This is a genomic window from Vibrio sp. A37 (assembly GCF_059777565.1).
Genome location: NZ_JBLNLI010000005.1, coordinates 134,734 through 149,126 on the forward strand (window position 1 = coordinate 134,734; position 14,393 = coordinate 149,126).

A 14,393-nucleotide genomic window follows, 5' to 3' on the forward strand; every position below is an offset into this window, starting at 1 on the left:
CCTTCTAACTAGTATCGATTAATCTTCAGCGATAGACGCTGGTGGCCAGTTTTCTAGGCGCATACCTAGAGACAAGCCACGTGATGCAAGTACGTCTTTAATCTCCGTTAGAGATTTCTTACCAAGGTTTGGAGTTTTCAATAGCTCAACCTCAGTACGCTGTACAAGATCACCGATGTAGTGAATCGCTTCTGCTTTCAGACAGTTAGCAGAGCGAACTGTTAGTTCAAGATCGTCTACAGGACGCAATAGGATTGGATCGAATTCAGGCTTCTCTTCTTTCTCCTCAGGAACTCGTACATCACGTAGATCTACGAATGCATCCAATTGCTCAGCTAGAATTGTAGCTGCACGACGGATAGCTTCCTCAGGTTCCAAAGTACCATTCGTTTCCATATCGATAACAAGCTTGTCCAAGTCAGTACGTTGCTCAACACGTGCCGCTTCAACCGAGTAAGCAATTTTGTCTACTGGGCTGTAAGTTGCATCGACTAGCAAACGACCAATTGGGCGCTCATCTTCTTCAGTATGGATACGAGCTGAAGCTGGAACATAACCACGACCACGCTCTACTTTAATACGCATTGCGATTTCAGCATTGTCATCTGTTAGGTGACAAATAACGTGTTCAGGGTTAGCGATCTCCACATCACCATCATGGGTGATGTCACCTGCAACAACAGGGCCCGAGCCTGATTTGTTCAACGTAATAAACACTTCATCTTTGCCTTCGGCAACGCGAACAGCCAAACCTTTAAGGTTTAGAAGAATTTCAAGAATATCTTCCTGAACGCCTTCTTTTGTACTGTATTCGTGTAATACGCCATCAATCTCTACTTCTGTTACCGCACAACCCGGCATAGAAGATAGAAGAATGCGGCGAAGTGCATTACCAAGAGTATGGCCGAAACCACGCTCTAATGGCTCAAGAGTTACTTTTGCGTGTGTCGTGTTGATTTGTTCGATATCAACCAGACGTGGCTTAAGAAATTCTGTTACAGAACCCTGCATTGTGTCCTCTCTTTAGTTTAAACCTTACTTAGAGTAAAGCTCGACGATCAATTGTTCGTTGATGTCGGCTGATAGGTCTGAACGCTCAGGCATACGCTTGAATGTACCTTCCATTTGACCGGCATCTACTTCAATCCAAGTTGGTTTTTCGCGTTGTTCAGCAACTTCTAGAGCCGCTTTGATGCGAGATTGCTTCTTAGCTTTCTCACGAATAGATACAACGTCGTTAGCCGTAACTTTGAAAGAAGGAACGTTTACAACTTTACCGTTTACTAGTATAGCCTTATGACTAACTAATTGGCGTGCTTCAGCGCGCGTTGCGCCAAAACCCATGCGGTAAACTACGTTATCTAGACGACCTTCAAGAAGTTGCAGCAAGTTTTCACCTGTGTTGCCTTTAAGACGTGCAGCTTCTTTGTAGTAGTTACGGAATTGTTTCTCTAGAACGCCGTAGATACGACGAACTTTTTGCTTCTCACGAAGCTGAACGCCATACTCAGATAGACGACCGCGACGAGCGCCGTGTACACCTGGTGCGTTATCAATTTTACACTTGGTATCGATCGCACGAACACCAGACTTAAGGAATAAGTCAGTGCCTTCGCGACGACTAAGCTTCAGCTTAGGACCCAAATATCTTGCCATGATCTTTCTCCAATATTCCTAGAAACGTTATACGCGACGTTTCTTAGGTGGACGACAACCGTTATGAGGGATTGGAGTCGCATCAACAATGTTTGTGATACGGAAACCAGCAGCGTTCAGTGCACGAACAGTAGATTCGCGACCTGGACCTGGACCCTTAACCATAACCTCTAGGTTCTTTAGGCCATATTCTTTAGCCATTTCTGCACAACGCTCTGCAGCAACCTGTGCAGCGAACGGAGTAGACTTACGAGAACCACGGAAACCAGAACCACCAGCAGTAGCCCACGCAAGAGCATTACCTTGACGGTCTGTGATAGTTACGATTGTGTTATTGAAAGATGCATGAATGTGCGCAACGCCATCAGCAACTTGCTTGCGTACGCGCTTGCGAGCGCGTGTTGGTTGTTTAGCCATTGTACTCTACCTTCCCGATTATTTCTTGATCGGCTTACGCGGACCCTTACGGGTGCGAGCGTTGGTTTTAGTACGCTGTCCACGTAGTGGTAGACTGCGACGATGACGAAGACCACGATAGCATCCAAGGTCCATAAGACGCTTGATGTTCATTGATACTTCACGACGTAGATCACCTTCTACAGTGTACTTAGCTACACCATCACGCAGTTGATCAATCTGCTCTTCAGTTAGTTCACTGATCTTAGCACTTTCAGCAATTCCCACCTCAGCTAGGATAGCTTGAGAGCGAGTCTTACCGATACCGTAGATTGCAGTCAATGCAATTACAGCATGCTTTTGATCAGGAATGTTAATGCCTGCTATACGGGCCACTATTCACTCCTAGTACTTAGATAAGAAATTATCCGCAGCAAAGCCCGTAGAGGATACGCTGCGGCATACTACTTCTTTTGCACGCAAAAGGTAGGCCGAGGAATATACGCGACACTACCTTATATTTCAAGTAAAAATTTCTGCTTATTAGCCTTGGCGCTGTTTGTGCTTTGGCTCACTGCAAATCACGCGCACAACACCGTTGCGCTTGATGATTTTACAGTTACGGCAGATTTTTTTAACGGAAGCACGAACTTTCATTGCTAAACTCCGTAAATGAAATCTGAATTAACGGCCGTAGCCCTTCAGATTTGCTTTCTTCAACACAGAATCATACTGTTGTGACATCAGATGAGTCTGTACCTGTGCCATAAAGTCCATGATTACAACCACTACGATAAGTAGCGATGTACCGCCAAAATAGAAACGTACGTTCCATGCGATCATCATGAACTGTGGAATCAGACAGATAAAGGTAATATATAGAGCACCCGCGAGAGTTAGTCTAGTCATTACTTTATCAATATATTTCGCTGTCTGCTCACCTGGGCGGATGCCGGGTACGAATGCACCAGACTTCTTCAAGTTATCTGCTGTTTCACGCGGGTTGAAAACCAACGCCGTGTAGAAGAAACAGAAGAAAATAATCGCCGCCGCATAAAGCATTACATATAAAGGTTGACCTGGGCTTAGTGCCAAAGACACATCCGTTAACCAACCAAACATAGGGCTTTGGCCGTTTTGACCGAACCACTGTGCAATTGTTCCTGGGAACAAAATAATGCTTGATGCGAAAATTGCTGGAATTACACCTGCCATATTAATTTTAAGTGGCAGGTGAGTACTTTGCGCAGCAAATACTTTGCGACCTTGTTGACGCTTCGCGTAGTTCACAACGATACGACGTTGACCACGCTCCATGAAAACAACAAAGTAAATAACTGCAAAAGCTAATACAGCAATTAACAGCAGAAGAAGTACGTTCAATTCACCTTGACGCGCTTGCTCAATTGTTTGGCCGATTGCATTAGGCAATCCAGCAACAATACCTGCAAAAATCAGCAACGAAATACCATTACCAATTCCTCGCTCTGTAATCTGTTCACCTAACCACATTAAGAACATGGTACCGGTTACTAAACTTACGGTTGCAATTAGCGTGAACATGGTTTGGTTGATAACAACCAGATTGTGGACCATGTGCGGTAGGCCAGTTGCGATACCTATAGCTTGGAATATTGCAAGTACAAGCGTGCCATAACGCGTATATTGGGTAATCTTACGACGCCCTGCTTCACCCTCTTTTTTGAGCTCCGCTAACGCTGGATGAACTACAGTTAGCAATTGGACAACAATCGAAGCCGAAATATACGGCATGATGCCCAATGCTAATATAGATGCACGCTCTAATGCACCACCGGAGAACATGTTAAACATTTCAACGATGGTACCTTTTTGCTGTTCGAACAAATTGGCAAGTACAGCTGCGTCAATACCAGGGATCGGCACAAAAGAGCCTGCTCGGAACACGATAAGCGCACCAATTACAAATAATAAGCGCGACTTCAGTTCACTTAAGCCGCTCTGAGCACTACGAAAATCTTTTCCTGGTTTCTTAGCCATCTGTACCTCGTTCCTCGAGATTATTCCTCGATTTTACCGCCTGCAGTTTCGATTGCAGCTTTAGCGCCTTTAGTTACGCGCAGACCTTTTACAGTCACAGCTTTATTGATTTCACCAGAAAGAACGATCTTAACGAATTCGATATTCTTAGTGATAACGTTAGCTGCTTTTAAGCTGTTCAAGTCCACTACATCACCAGTTACTTTCGCTAGTTCACCTAGACGAACTTCAGCAGACACTAGGCTCTTACGAGAAGTGAAGCCGAATTTTGGTAGACGTTGTTTTAGAGGCATTTGACCGCCTTCAAAACCTGGACGAACGCTTCCGCCTGAACGTGACTTTTGACCTTTGTGACCGCGGCCACCTGTTTTACCAAGGCCAGAACCGATACCACGACCTACACGCTTCTTAGAAGGTTTAGAGCCCGCAGCCGGTGATAGAGTATTCAAACGCATTCTGATTACTCCTCAACTTTAACCATGTAGTTAACCTTGTTGATCATACCGCGAATACACGGTGTATCTTCAAGTTCAACTGTATGGTTGATTTTACGAAGGCCTAAACCTTTCAAGCACGCTTTGTGCTTAGGTAGGCGGCCAATTGAGCTTTTAGTTTGAGTAACTTTAATAGTTGCCATGGTTCTTACTCCGAAATAGATTCAACAGTTAGACCACGTTTAGCAGCAACCATTTCTGGCGACTTCATGCTACCTAGTGCATCGATCGTTGCACGAACGATGTTGATAGGGTTCGTAGAACCGTATGCTTTAGATAGTACGTTATGTACACCAGCTACTTCTAGTACTGCACGCATCGCACCACCTGCGATTACACCAGTACCTTCTGCAGCAGGCTGCATGTAAACTTTAGAGCCCGAGTGACGACCTTTCACCGGGTGGTGAAGAGTGCCTTCGTTTAGAGCGATCGTAGTCATGTTACGACGCGCTTTTTCCATTGCTTTTTGGATCGCAGCAGGTACTTCACGGGCTTTACCGTAACCGAAACCTACACGACCGTTACCGTCACCAACTACTGTTAGTGCAGTGAAGCTCATGATTCGACCACCTTTAACCGTCTTAGAAACACGGTTAACAGCGATTAGCTTTTCTTGCAAATCACTCGCTTGTTGTTGTTCTTTAGCCATCGATCAACCCTACCTTAGAATTTCAGACCAGCTTCGCGAGCAGTATCTGCTAGCGCCGCTACTCGACCGTGGTATTGGAAACCAGAACGATCAAATGCAACAGTAGAAACGCCTTTTTCAAGAGCGCGCTCAGCAATAGCTTTACCTACTGCTTTAGCTGCATCGATGTTACCAGTGTTCTTCACTTGCTCACGGATCGCTTTTTCTACAGTAGAAGCTGATGCGATAACCTCAGAGCCATTTGATGCAATAACCTGTGCGTACACGTGACGAGGAGTACGGTGTACGACTAGGCGAGTTGCACCAAGTTCTGCAATCTTACGACGTGCGCGTGTAGCACGACGGATGCGAGATGCTTTCTTATCCATAGTGTTACCTTACTTCTTCTTAGCTTCTTTAGTACGCACGATTTCATCGGCGTAACGGATACCTTTACCTTTATACGGCTCAGGCTCACGGTAAGAACGAATGTCAGCCGCAACTTGACCAACTAATTGCTTGTCACAACCAGTTAATACGATTTCAGTTTGGCTTGGGCATTCAGCTTTGATTCCCTCTGGTAGAGCGTGCTCTACTGGGTGAGAGAAACCTAGTGTTAGACCTACAGCTTTGCCTTTCATAGCAGCGCGGTAACCAACACCTTTAAGCACTAATTTCTTAGTGAAGCCTTCAGTAACACCAACAACCATGTTGTTCACTAGTGCACGAGCAGTACCTGCTTGAGCCCAAGCGTTAGCAACACCTTCTTTAGGACCGAAAGTAAGGTTGTTTTCTTCCTGTGCAATCACAACCGCGTTGTTTAGTACGCGAGTTAATTCGCCTTTAGCGCCTTTAACTGTGACTTCTTGGCCGTTTAGTTTCACCTCTACGCCAGCTGGAATAGCGACAGGTGCTTTAGCAACACGAGACATATTCTACTCCTATTACGCTACGTAGCAGATGATTTCACCACCAAGACCTGCTTTACGCGCAGCACGGTCTGACATAAGACCCTTGGAAGTGGATACTACAGCAATACCAAGTCCGCCCATCACGTTTGGTAGCGAGTCTTTGTTCTTATAAACTCGTAGACCAGGACGTGAAACACGTTTGATTTGCTCAATTACTGGTTTAGCTTGGAAGTACTTAAGAGTAACTTCTAGCTCAGGTTTTGCTTCGCCTTCAACAGCGAAGTCAACGATGTAACCTTCAGCTTTTAGTAGTGCAGCAATTGCAACTTTAAGCTTTGAAGAAGGCATTTTAACAGCAACTTTGTTTGCTGCCTGACCGTTACGAATACGGGTCAGCATATCCGAAATCGGATCTTGCATGCTCATATGATTTACTCCAAATGATTAAGTGGCAATTACCAGCTAGCCTTACGAAGTCCAGGAATCTCGCCTTTCATGCAAGCTTCACGAACTTTGATACGGCTTAGACCGAACTTACGTAGGTAACCGTGTGGACGACCAGTTTGGTTACAACGGTTGCGCTGACGTGATGCACTTGAATCACGTGGAAGAGATTGCAGTTTAAGAACCGCATTCCAACGATCTTCTTCAGATGCGTTTACATCGCTGATGATAGCTTTTAGTGCTGCACGCTTCTCAGCGTATTTAGCAACTAGCTTTGCACGTTTTACGTCACGTGCTTTCATTGATTGTTTAGCCATAACAGTAACCCTTCACCTTACTTACGGAATGGGAAGTTAAAGGCAGCCAGCAGAGCACGGCCTTCCTCATCGGACGCAGCAGTTGTCGTGATAGTAATATCAAGACCGCGTACACGATCAACTTTATCGTAGTCGATCTCCGGGAAGATGATTTGCTCGCGAACGCCCATGCTGTAGTTACCGCGTCCATCAAAAGACTTAGCGCTAACACCACGGAAATCACGTACACGTGGAAGAGCAATAGAGATTAAACGCTCTAGGAACTCCCACATACGTTCGCCACGTAAGGTTACTTTACAACCAATTGGGTAGCCTTCACGAATTTTGAAACCTGCAACAGATTTACGCGCTTTAGTGATAAGTGGCTTCTGACCAGAGATCATTGCCATATCAGATGCTGCGTTTTCTAGCAGTTTCTTATCGTTGATTGCTTCACCAACGCCCATGTTTAGGGTGATTTTCTCAATCCTAGGGACTTGCATGACGCTTGTGTAGCTGAACTCTTTGGTAAGCTCAGCGACTACAGACGACTTGTAGTAATCATGCAGTTTCGCCATAGTAGAACTCCAAATTACGTCTATTAGTTAGAAACGGTTTCGCCGTTAGACTTGAAGAAACGAACTTTCTTGCCATCTTCAATACGGAAACCGATGCGGTCTGCTTTACCAGTAGCTGCGTTGTAGATTGCAACGTTAGAAACATCAATAGCTGCTTCTTGTTCAACGATGCCACCTTGTTGGTTCAGAGCCGGTTGAGGCTTCTGATGTTTCTTAACAAGGTTGATACCTTCAACGATAACTTTACCAGTTGCTAGAACCTTAGTTACTTTACCTTTCTTGCCTTTGTCTTTACCGGCAAGAACGATTACTTCGTCATTACGACGGATCTTAGCTGCCATTTCTCGTGCCTCTTACAGAACTTCTGGAGCCAGTGAAACAATCTTCATGAATTTCGCGTTACGAAGTTCACGAGTCACTGGACCAAAGATACGTGTACCGACTGGTTGCTCAGTATTGTCATTCAACAATACGCAAGCATTACGGTCGAAGCGAATGACAGAACCGTCTGGACGACGTACGCCTTTACGGGTGCGAACTACAACCGCCTTCAGAACATCACCTTTCTTAACTTTACCGCGAGGAATTGCTTCCTTAACAGTAACTTTAATGATGTCTCCGATATGTGCATAACGGCGGTGAGAGCCACCCAGAACCTTAATACACATTACTCTACGAGCGCCGGAGTTATCCGCAGCGTCGAGTGTACTTTGCATTTGGATCATTGTTAGTGCTCCGCTAAATATTAAAAACTAGACCCTCTCGGGTCGGGCTGCCTCTTTAAAGGGACGCGAATTGTACCACCCTTTCTTTCAATTGGGTAGCCAAAAAATAAACGGCCCCAAAAAAAATTTGGAGCCGCTTTATTGTCATAGAAAAAAACGTGTTAAATCTTCGCTTTTTCTAGAACTTTTACCAGTGTCCAGCACTTAGTCTTAGACATTGGACGACACTCTGCGATTTCAACTGCGTCGCCTAGGCCACACTCGTTGTTTTCGTCATGTGCGTGTACTTTAGTCGTGCGCTTTACGAATTTACCGTAAATTGGGTGTTTAACCATGCGCTCGATAGCAACAGTGATAGACTTTTCGCCTTTGTTGCTAACAACACGACCTTGTTGAGTACGTTTTACTTCGCTCATTATGCGCCTGCCTTCTCAGTCAAAACAGTTTTCACACGTGCGATATTACGGCGTACAGCTTTTAGAGTATGAGTTTGCTGTAGTTGACCAGTTGCAGCTTGCATACGCAAGTTGAACTGTTCACGTAGCAACTCAATTAGCTCTGCATTAAGCTCTTCAACGCTTTTTTCGCGTAGATCTTGTGCTTTCATCACATCACCTGCTTAGTTACAAATGTAGTTTTGAAAGGCAGTTTACGTGCCGCTAGGCGGAACGCTTCACGTGCCAATTCTTCAGGTACACCGTCCATTTCATACATAACCTTACCAGGTTGGATTTGGGCTACCCAGTACTCAACGTTACCTTTACCCTTACCTTGACGAACTTCAAGTGGCTTTTCTGTGATAGGTTTGTCTGGGAACACACGGATCCAGATTTTACCTTGACGCTTAACGTGACGAGTCATCGCACGACGAGCCGCTTCGATCTGACGAGCAGTTAGACGGCCACGACCGACTGCTTTAAGACCAAATGTGCCGAAGCTTACGTCAGTACCTTTAGCAAGACCACGGTTACGACCTGTTTGAACCTTACGGAACTTAGTACGTTTAGGTTGTAGCATCTGTCGACTCCTTACTTACGGCCTTTACGCTGCTTCTTAGGCTTGTCGCCTTTTGGCTCTACTGCGTTAGCAGCTGGCATACCGCCTAGGATCTCACCTTTGAAGATCCAAACTTTAATGCCGATCACACCGTATTGAGTGTGAGCCGAAGAAGTTGCGTAATCAATGTCTGCACGTAGTGTATGTAGAGGCACACGACCTTCACGATACCACTCAGAACGTGCGATTTCAGCGCCGCCTAGACGACCACTTACTTCTACTTTGATACCTTTAGCGCCTAGACGCATTGCGTTTTGTACTGCGCGCTTCATAGCACGACGGAACATAACACGACGCTCTAGTTGAGACGCGATGCTGTCGCCAACAAGTTGTGCGTCCAGCTCAGGCTTACGTACTTCAGCGATGTTAATTTGCGCTGGTACACCTGCAATTTTAGCTACTGCAGTGCGTAGCTTTTCTACGTCTTCACCTTTCTTACCGATAACAACACCTGGGCGAGCAGTGTGAATAGTCACACGGATGCTCTTAGCAGGACGCTCGATAACGATGCGTGATAGAGACGCTTTCGAAAGTTCCTTAGTTAGGAACTGACGTACCTTGAAGTCGCCGTCTAGGTTGTCAGCGAATTCTTTGGTATTAGCAAACCATGTAGCATTCCAAGGCTTAACGATGCCAAGACGAATACCATTTGGATGTACTTTCTGACCCATTGCTTACTCTCCTAGTCTCTTAACGATCTGCTACAACAACAGTGATGTGGCATGAACGCTTCAAGATACGATCTGCACGGCCTTTAGCACGAGGCATAATACGCTTCATGATAGGGCCCTCATCTACGAAGATTTTAGCGACATTAAGATCGTCGATATCTGCACCTTCGTTGTGTTCCGCGTTAGCGATTGCTGACTCAAGAACTTTCTTAACTAGCTCAGCAGCTTTTTTGTTGCTGAAAGTTAGAGTTTCTAGAGCTTGGTCAACAGATTTACCGCGAATTTGGTCTGCAACTAAGCGAGCTTTCTGAGGCGAAATGCGAGCAAAGTTATGTTTAGCTAAAGCTTCCATTATCTACTCCTTAACGCTTCTTCGCTTTCTTATCTGCAGCGTGACCGCGATAAGTACGAGTTGGTGCAAATTCACCCAGCTTGTGACCGATCATTTCATCAGTTACGAATACTGGTACGTGCTGACGACCATTATGGACAGCGATGGTCAAACCAATCATTGATGGAATGATCATTGAGCGACGGGACCAAGTCTTAATAGGCTTTTTGTCTCCGCTTTCCACCGCTTTCTCTACCTTCTTCAGCAAGTGTAGGTCAATAAATGGACCTTTCTTGAGAGAACGTGGCATGGCGATTCCTCTTTATAGATTATTTGTTACGACGACGTACAATGTACTTGTCAGTGCGTTTGTTCTTACGGGTCTTGAAGCCTTTAGTTGGCATACCCCAAGGAGAAACTGGGTGACGACCACCAGAAGTACGGCCTTCACCACCACCGTGTGGGTGGTCTACTGGGTTCATCACAACACCACGAACGGTTGGACGAACACCGCGCCAGCGGTTAGCACCAGCTTTACCTAGTTCACGTAGCATGTGCTCTGCGTTACCTACTTCACCGATTGTTGCACGGCCTTCAGATAGGACTTTACGCATTTCGCCAGAACGTAGACGGATAGTTACGTATGAACCTTCACGAGCTACGATTTGAACGTATGCACCAGCAGAACGAGCTAGCTGAGCACCTTTACCAGGCTTAAGCTCAACACAGTGTACAGTTGAACCAACTGGGATGTTGCGCATCGGCAGAGTGTTACCTGCTTTGATTGGCGCATCTACACCAGATTGGATCTGATCACCAGCTTGAACACCTTTAGGTGCAATGATGTAACGACGCTCACCGTCTGCGTACAGAACTAGAGCGATATTTGCGCTACGGTTTGGATCGTATTCTAGACGCTCAACTTTCGCTGGAATACCGTCTTTAGTACGTTTGAAGTCAATTACACGGTAGTGGTGTTTGTGACCACCGCCGATGTGACGTACTGTGATACGACCGTTGTTGTTACGACCACCATTCTTAGAGTTTTTCTCTAGAAGAGGTGCGTATGGCTTGCCCTTGTGTAGGTCAGCGTTAACAACTTTAACAACGTGACGACGACCAGGGGAAGTCGGCTTACATTTAACAATAGCCATTTCTAACTACTCCTGTTACTCAGCACCGCCAACGAAGTCAAGATCTTGACCTTCTTTCAAAGTTACGTAGGCTTTCTTAACGTCTGAACGACGGCCTTGACGCATACCTTGACGCTTGGTCTTACCCTTAGTGATAAGAGTATTTACAGACTTAACTTCAACTTCAAATAGCTTTTCTACAGCTGCTTTGATCTCTTTTTTAGTAGCATCGATTGCTACTTTAAAAACAACAGTGTTTGCTTTTTCAGCAGTCATTGTCGCTTTTTCAGAGATTAGTGGAGCACGTAGAACTTTTAGTAGACGCTCTTCATTGATCATGCCAGCATCTCCTCAACTTGCTTAACTGCTTCAGCAGTTATTAGAACCTTGTCAAACGCGATAAGGCTAACTGGGTCGATACCAGCAGCGTCACGAGCGTCAACTTTGTATAGGTTACGAGCAGCTAAGAATAGATTCTCGTCTACTTCACCAGTAACGATAAGTACATCGTTAAGCTCAAGTTCTTTAAGCTTAGCTACTAGCTCTTTAGTTTTTGGTGCTTCTACTGAGAAGTTATCAACAACAACTAGACGCTCTTGACGAACTAGCTCAGAAAGAATGCTCTTCATAGCACCGCGGTACATTTTTTTGTTTACTTTTTGGCTGTGATCTTGTGGTTTCGCAGCAAAAGTAACACCACCTGTACGCCAGATTGGGCTACGAATTGTACCAGCACGTGCACGGCCAGTACCTTTTTGACGCCATGGCTTAGCGCCACCGCCAGAAACTTCTGAACGTGTTTTTTGAGCACGTGTACCTTGACGAGCACCTGCTGCGTACGCAACAACTACTTGGTGTACAAGAGCTTCGTTAAACTCACGTCCGAAAGTAGTTTCGGAAACAGTTAGTGCATCAGCACCTTTAACCATTAGTTCCATTACTTACTCCTGAGACGTTATGCTTTAACAGCTGGTTTAACGATCACGTTGCCACCTGTTGAGCCAGGGACTGCACCTTTAATAAGAAGCAGGTTGCGCTCAGCGTCAACACGTACGATCTCTAGGTTTTGAGTCGTTACACGCTCAGCACCCATGTGACCTGCCATTTTCTTGCCTTTAAATACGCGACCTGGAGTCTGACATTGACCGATAGAACCAGGAGCACGGTGAGACAATGAGTTACCGTGAGTCATATCTTGAGTACGGAAGTTCCAACGCTTAACAGCGCCTTGGAAGCCTTTACCCTTAGATGTACCAGTAACGTCTACTTTTTTAGTTTCGTTGAAAAGCTCAACAGTTAGCTCAGCGCCAACTTCAAACTCTTCGCCGTTTTCTAAACGGAATTCCCAAAGACCGCGACCAGCTTCTACACCTGCTTTCGCAAAGTGACCAGCTTCTGGCTTAGTTACACGGCTAGCTTTCTTAGCACCAGCAGTTACCTGGATTGCTGCATAACCATCGCTCTCAAGAGATTTAACTTGAGTAACACGGTTCGCTTCAACCTCAACAACAGTTACTGGGATAGAAACGCCTTCTTCGGTAAATACGCGGGTCATACCCACTTTACGTCCGACTAGACCAATCATTCTTCTAATCTCCCTTAACCTAGGCTAATTTGCACATCAACGCCCGCAGCAAGATCTAAACGCATTAGAGCATCAACAGTTTTGTCTGTTGGCTCAACGATGTCGATTAGACGCTTGTGAGTACGGATTTCGTACTGGTCACGTGCTTTTTTGTTTACGTGTGGAGAGATAAGAACTGTGAAACGCTCTTTACGTGTAGGTAGTGGGATTGGACCACGAACCTGTGCGCCTGTGCGCTTAGCTGTTTCGACGATCTCCGCAGTAGAAGCATCGATTAGTTTGTAATCAAAAGCTTTTAGGCGGATACGAATACGTTGGTTCTGCATGAGACAGAGCTCCAAATTAATTAAATTACACAAACAATATCGCCACTCAGACTCGCAAAGGCGAGAGAATGCCGATTGATTTATGTGAAACCGTAGCACCCTAATTGGGCACATTGTCAGCTAATTTTCGATTAACTCTATATCAGAGCTAATTGTATTAACTGCGAACATAAGCTGAGTCTACATTACCTGAAAAATCAAAAAGATAATCCAGCTCCTCGCTGCTCATTGGTTCACAACTGGCTGAGCCAGTGCGCGGTATTATACATGTCAGTGCTTTACATGCAAGGGTTGATTGAAAAATAAACGGAAAGAATACAGGTAAGATATGAACGCAGATTACTAAGAGCCAAGAGCATCGGAGCAAATTGGCTCTATAGTATCGAGGTTATTTAGTTGCAGCTGCGCTGACGCACCGCTTCAAACAAGCAAATCCCGGATGCTACAGAAACATTTAAGCTAGACACACTGCCTGCCATTGGGATCTTGATTAGGTCATCGCAGGTTTCGCGAGTTAAACGGCGCATGCCGTCGCCTTCAGCGCCCATTACAATCGCTAGTGGACCAGTTAGTTTAGAATGATAGATATCATGCTTAGCTTCACCAGCCGTACCGACAAACCAAACACCTTGCTCTTGTAGTGCGCGCATAGTGCGAGCTAAGTTCGTCACGCGAACCAACGGCACAGTTTCAGCTGCGCCGCATGCCACTTTACTTACCGTCGCATTCAGTGGTGCTGATTTATCTTTCGGCACGATAATCGCTGCAACGCCAGCTGCATCAGCATTTCTTAAACAAGCGCCGAGGTTATGTGGATCAGTCACACCATCCAAAACCAAAAGTAGTGGAGATTCATGCGTATCTATAATGGCGTCTAGGTCATTTTCGTTTAGTGGTTTAGCAGGTTTGACCTTGGCGATCACACCTTGGTGGTTAGCACCTTTAGCTTTGTCATCCAAAGCTTTACGTCCCATTTGTTGTACAGTAACACCAATGCTTTGTAGCTCGTTTAAAATTGGCATCAAGCGATCATCTTGACGACCTTTTAAAACGAAGGTTTCAATAAAACGCTCAGGCTCTCGCTCTAGAAGAGATTTTACGGCGTGAATGCCGTAAATAAATTCGTTGCTCATTTACTACTTAC

General features: G+C 45.4%; 28 protein-coding genes. All 28 read right to left on the reverse strand.

Features of this window, described 5'->3' with window-relative positions:
* Positions 1-18: 18 nt before the first annotated feature.
* Complete coding sequence (locus ACM2FC_RS10675; protein ID WP_237363145.1) at positions 19-1,011, reverse strand: DNA-directed RNA polymerase subunit alpha; 993 nt, start codon at positions 1,009-1,011, stop codon at positions 19-21.
* Between the two features lie 24 nt (positions 1,012-1,035).
* Complete coding sequence (rpsD, locus tag ACM2FC_RS10680) at positions 1,036-1,656, reverse strand: 30S ribosomal protein S4 (RefSeq protein WP_498480899.1); 621 nt, start codon at positions 1,654-1,656, stop codon at positions 1,036-1,038.
* A 27-nt stretch (positions 1,657-1,683) separates the two neighbouring features.
* Positions 1,684-2,073 (reverse strand): 30S ribosomal protein S11, encoded by a 390-nt coding sequence (rpsK, locus tag ACM2FC_RS10685; protein WP_001118870.1) that lies wholly within the window; start codon positions 2,071-2,073, stop codon positions 1,684-1,686.
* 18 nt (positions 2,074-2,091) lie between these two features.
* Positions 2,092-2,448, reverse strand: a complete 357-nt coding sequence (gene rpsM, locus ACM2FC_RS10690) for a 30S ribosomal protein S13 (protein WP_498480900.1) — start codon at positions 2,446-2,448, stop codon at positions 2,092-2,094.
* Between the two features lie 147 nt (positions 2,449-2,595).
* The gene (rpmJ, locus tag ACM2FC_RS10695; RefSeq protein WP_039969906.1) at positions 2,596-2,709 is read right to left on the reverse strand and encodes a 50S ribosomal protein L36; all 114 of its coding nucleotides are present in this window, start codon (positions 2,707-2,709) and stop codon (positions 2,596-2,598) included.
* A 27-nt stretch (positions 2,710-2,736) separates the two neighbouring features.
* Positions 2,737-4,071, reverse strand: coding sequence for a preprotein translocase subunit SecY (gene secY, locus ACM2FC_RS10700; protein WP_498480901.1), 1,335 nt, complete (start codon positions 4,069-4,071; stop codon positions 2,737-2,739).
* Between the two features lie 20 nt (positions 4,072-4,091).
* Entirely contained in the window at positions 4,092-4,526 is a 435-nt protein-coding gene (gene rplO / locus ACM2FC_RS10705) for a 50S ribosomal protein L15 (RefSeq protein WP_498480902.1), read from the reverse strand.
* A gap of 5 nt (positions 4,527-4,531) precedes the next feature.
* A complete protein-coding gene (gene rpmD, locus ACM2FC_RS10710; protein ID WP_073602976.1) occupies positions 4,532-4,708 on the reverse strand; it encodes a 50S ribosomal protein L30 in 177 nt (58 codons plus the stop codon).
* A 5-nt stretch (positions 4,709-4,713) separates the two neighbouring features.
* Complete coding sequence (gene rpsE / locus ACM2FC_RS10715; protein ID WP_042478682.1) at positions 4,714-5,214, reverse strand: 30S ribosomal protein S5; 501 nt, start codon at positions 5,212-5,214, stop codon at positions 4,714-4,716.
* Between the two features lie 14 nt (positions 5,215-5,228).
* Positions 5,229-5,582, reverse strand: a complete 354-nt coding sequence (gene rplR, locus ACM2FC_RS10720; RefSeq protein WP_237363151.1) for a 50S ribosomal protein L18 — start codon at positions 5,580-5,582, stop codon at positions 5,229-5,231.
* 9 nt (positions 5,583-5,591) lie between these two features.
* The gene (gene rplF / locus ACM2FC_RS10725) at positions 5,592-6,125 is read right to left on the reverse strand and encodes a 50S ribosomal protein L6 (protein WP_237363152.1); all 534 of its coding nucleotides are present in this window, start codon (positions 6,123-6,125) and stop codon (positions 5,592-5,594) included.
* A 12-nt stretch (positions 6,126-6,137) separates the two neighbouring features.
* Positions 6,138-6,530 (reverse strand): 30S ribosomal protein S8, encoded by a 393-nt coding sequence (gene rpsH, locus ACM2FC_RS10730; protein ID WP_237363153.1) that lies wholly within the window; start codon positions 6,528-6,530, stop codon positions 6,138-6,140.
* A gap of 29 nt (positions 6,531-6,559) precedes the next feature.
* The gene (gene rpsN, locus ACM2FC_RS10735) at positions 6,560-6,865 is read right to left on the reverse strand and encodes a 30S ribosomal protein S14 (RefSeq protein WP_498480903.1); all 306 of its coding nucleotides are present in this window, start codon (positions 6,863-6,865) and stop codon (positions 6,560-6,562) included.
* Between the two features lie 17 nt (positions 6,866-6,882).
* The gene (gene rplE / locus ACM2FC_RS10740) at positions 6,883-7,422 is read right to left on the reverse strand and encodes a 50S ribosomal protein L5 (protein WP_498480904.1); all 540 of its coding nucleotides are present in this window, start codon (positions 7,420-7,422) and stop codon (positions 6,883-6,885) included.
* A gap of 23 nt (positions 7,423-7,445) precedes the next feature.
* Positions 7,446-7,763: a 50S ribosomal protein L24 gene (gene rplX, locus ACM2FC_RS10745; RefSeq protein WP_498480905.1), complete on the reverse strand. Its 318-nt coding sequence runs from the start codon at positions 7,761-7,763 to the stop codon at positions 7,446-7,448.
* A gap of 12 nt (positions 7,764-7,775) precedes the next feature.
* Entirely contained in the window at positions 7,776-8,147 is a 372-nt protein-coding gene (gene rplN / locus ACM2FC_RS10750) for a 50S ribosomal protein L14 (RefSeq protein WP_017026385.1), read from the reverse strand.
* Between the two features lie 161 nt (positions 8,148-8,308).
* Complete coding sequence (rpsQ, locus tag ACM2FC_RS10755; RefSeq protein ID WP_498480906.1) at positions 8,309-8,563, reverse strand: 30S ribosomal protein S17; 255 nt, start codon at positions 8,561-8,563, stop codon at positions 8,309-8,311.
* Positions 8,563-8,754, reverse strand: coding sequence for a 50S ribosomal protein L29 (rpmC, locus tag ACM2FC_RS10760; protein WP_237363158.1), 192 nt, complete (start codon positions 8,752-8,754; stop codon positions 8,563-8,565). Before rpmC ends, rpsQ begins: the two co-directional genes overlap by 1 nt.
* Complete coding sequence (gene rplP, locus ACM2FC_RS10765; RefSeq protein ID WP_006075723.1) at positions 8,754-9,164, reverse strand: 50S ribosomal protein L16; 411 nt, start codon at positions 9,162-9,164, stop codon at positions 8,754-8,756. The genes rpmC and rplP overlap by 1 nt, the downstream gene beginning before the upstream one ends.
* Before the next feature lie 11 nt (positions 9,165-9,175).
* Positions 9,176-9,874 (reverse strand): 30S ribosomal protein S3, encoded by a 699-nt coding sequence (rpsC, locus tag ACM2FC_RS10770; RefSeq protein WP_498480907.1) that lies wholly within the window; start codon positions 9,872-9,874, stop codon positions 9,176-9,178.
* 19 nt (positions 9,875-9,893) lie between these two features.
* Complete coding sequence (gene rplV, locus ACM2FC_RS10775; RefSeq protein ID WP_237363599.1) at positions 9,894-10,226, reverse strand: 50S ribosomal protein L22; 333 nt, start codon at positions 10,224-10,226, stop codon at positions 9,894-9,896.
* Between the two features lie 10 nt (positions 10,227-10,236).
* A complete protein-coding gene (rpsS, locus tag ACM2FC_RS10780; RefSeq protein WP_010318762.1) occupies positions 10,237-10,515 on the reverse strand; it encodes a 30S ribosomal protein S19 in 279 nt (92 codons plus the stop codon).
* Between the two features lie 19 nt (positions 10,516-10,534).
* Entirely contained in the window at positions 10,535-11,359 is an 825-nt protein-coding gene (gene rplB, locus ACM2FC_RS10785; protein WP_237363160.1) for a 50S ribosomal protein L2, read from the reverse strand.
* Between the two features lie 15 nt (positions 11,360-11,374).
* The gene (rplW, locus tag ACM2FC_RS10790) at positions 11,375-11,677 is read right to left on the reverse strand and encodes a 50S ribosomal protein L23 (protein ID WP_237363161.1); all 303 of its coding nucleotides are present in this window, start codon (positions 11,675-11,677) and stop codon (positions 11,375-11,377) included.
* Complete coding sequence (gene rplD / locus ACM2FC_RS10795) at positions 11,674-12,276, reverse strand: 50S ribosomal protein L4 (protein ID WP_237363162.1); 603 nt, start codon at positions 12,274-12,276, stop codon at positions 11,674-11,676. The genes rplW and rplD overlap by 4 nt, the downstream gene beginning before the upstream one ends.
* 17 nt (positions 12,277-12,293) lie before the next feature.
* A complete protein-coding gene (gene rplC, locus ACM2FC_RS10800; RefSeq protein WP_498480908.1) occupies positions 12,294-12,923 on the reverse strand; it encodes a 50S ribosomal protein L3 in 630 nt (209 codons plus the stop codon).
* Positions 12,924-12,937: 14 nt separating this feature from the next.
* Complete coding sequence (gene rpsJ / locus ACM2FC_RS10805) at positions 12,938-13,249, reverse strand: 30S ribosomal protein S10 (RefSeq protein ID WP_004410492.1); 312 nt, start codon at positions 13,247-13,249, stop codon at positions 12,938-12,940.
* A gap of 392 nt (positions 13,250-13,641) precedes the next feature.
* Positions 13,642-14,382 (reverse strand): 23S rRNA (guanosine(2251)-2'-O)-methyltransferase RlmB, encoded by a 741-nt coding sequence (gene rlmB / locus ACM2FC_RS10810; protein WP_498480909.1) that lies wholly within the window; start codon positions 14,380-14,382, stop codon positions 13,642-13,644.
* Between the last annotated feature and the right edge of the window lie 11 nt (positions 14,383-14,393).

What these genes read in the sequence shown, in the direction of transcription:
- rplW (WP_237363161.1), bottom strand. Translation starts at nt 11,677, where the DNA reads ATGATCAATGAAGAGCGTCTACTAAAAGTTCTACGTGCTCCACTAATC.
- rpsJ (WP_004410492.1), bottom strand. Translation starts at nt 13,249, where the DNA reads ATGCAGAACCAACGTATTCGTATCCGCCTAAAAGCTTTTGATTACAAA.
- rpsN (WP_498480903.1), bottom strand. Translation starts at nt 6,865, where the DNA reads ATGGCTAAACAATCAATGAAAGCACGTGACGTAAAACGTGCAAAGCTA.
- rpsS (WP_010318762.1), bottom strand. Translation starts at nt 10,515, where the DNA reads ATGCCACGTTCTCTCAAGAAAGGTCCATTTATTGACCTACACTTGCTG.
- rpsE (WP_042478682.1), bottom strand. Translation starts at nt 5,214, where the DNA reads ATGGCTAAAGAACAACAACAAGCGAGTGATTTGCAAGAAAAGCTAATC.
- rpsH (WP_237363153.1), bottom strand. Translation starts at nt 6,530, where the DNA reads ATGAGCATGCAAGATCCGATTTCGGATATGCTGACCCGTATTCGTAAC.
- rplO (WP_498480902.1), bottom strand. Translation starts at nt 4,526, where the DNA reads ATGCGTTTGAATACTCTATCACCGGCTGCGGGCTCTAAACCTTCTAAG.
- rplC (WP_498480908.1), bottom strand. Translation starts at nt 12,923, where the DNA reads ATGATTGGTCTAGTCGGACGTAAAGTGGGTATGACCCGCGTATTTACC.
- rpmJ (WP_039969906.1), bottom strand. Translation starts at nt 2,709, where the DNA reads ATGAAAGTTCGTGCTTCCGTTAAAAAAATCTGCCGTAACTGTAAAATC.
- rpsC (WP_498480907.1), bottom strand. Translation starts at nt 9,874, where the DNA reads ATGGGTCAGAAAGTACATCCAAATGGTATTCGTCTTGGCATCGTTAAG.
- rplV (WP_237363599.1), bottom strand. Translation starts at nt 10,226, where the DNA reads ATGGAAGCTTTAGCTAAACATAACTTTGCTCGCATTTCGCCTCAGAAA.
- ACM2FC_RS10675 (WP_237363145.1), bottom strand. Translation starts at nt 1,011, where the DNA reads ATGCAGGGTTCTGTAACAGAATTTCTTAAGCCACGTCTGGTTGATATC.
- rplN (WP_017026385.1), bottom strand. Translation starts at nt 8,147, where the DNA reads ATGATCCAAATGCAAAGTACACTCGACGCTGCGGATAACTCCGGCGCT.
- rpmD (WP_073602976.1), bottom strand. Translation starts at nt 4,708, where the DNA reads ATGGCAACTATTAAAGTTACTCAAACTAAAAGCTCAATTGGCCGCCTA.
- rpsD (WP_498480899.1), bottom strand. Translation starts at nt 1,656, where the DNA reads ATGGCAAGATATTTGGGTCCTAAGCTGAAGCTTAGTCGTCGCGAAGGC.
- rplE (WP_498480904.1), bottom strand. Translation starts at nt 7,422, where the DNA reads ATGGCGAAACTGCATGATTACTACAAGTCGTCTGTAGTCGCTGAGCTT.
- rplR (WP_237363151.1), bottom strand. Translation starts at nt 5,582, where the DNA reads ATGGATAAGAAAGCATCTCGCATCCGTCGTGCTACACGCGCACGTCGT.
- rplX (WP_498480905.1), bottom strand. Translation starts at nt 7,763, where the DNA reads ATGGCAGCTAAGATCCGTCGTAATGACGAAGTAATCGTTCTTGCCGGT.
- rplF (WP_237363152.1), bottom strand. Translation starts at nt 6,125, where the DNA reads ATGTCTCGTGTTGCTAAAGCACCTGTCGCTATTCCAGCTGGCGTAGAG.
- rpsQ (WP_498480906.1), bottom strand. Translation starts at nt 8,563, where the DNA reads ATGAGCGAAGTAAAACGTACTCAACAAGGTCGTGTTGTTAGCAACAAA.
- secY (WP_498480901.1), bottom strand. Translation starts at nt 4,071, where the DNA reads ATGGCTAAGAAACCAGGAAAAGATTTTCGTAGTGCTCAGAGCGGCTTA.
- rplB (WP_237363160.1), bottom strand. Translation starts at nt 11,359, where the DNA reads ATGGCTATTGTTAAATGTAAGCCGACTTCCCCTGGTCGTCGTCACGTT.
- rplD (WP_237363162.1), bottom strand. Translation starts at nt 12,276, where the DNA reads ATGGAACTAATGGTTAAAGGTGCTGATGCACTAACTGTTTCCGAAACT.
- rpsK (WP_001118870.1), bottom strand. Translation starts at nt 2,073, where the DNA reads ATGGCTAAACAACCAACACGCGCTCGCAAGCGCGTACGCAAGCAAGTT.
- rlmB (WP_498480909.1), bottom strand. Translation starts at nt 14,382, where the DNA reads ATGAGCAACGAATTTATTTACGGCATTCACGCCGTAAAATCTCTTCTA.
- rpmC (WP_237363158.1), bottom strand. Translation starts at nt 8,754, where the DNA reads ATGAAAGCACAAGATCTACGCGAAAAAAGCGTTGAAGAGCTTAATGCA.
- rplP (WP_006075723.1), bottom strand. Translation starts at nt 9,164, where the DNA reads ATGCTACAACCTAAACGTACTAAGTTCCGTAAGGTTCAAACAGGTCGT.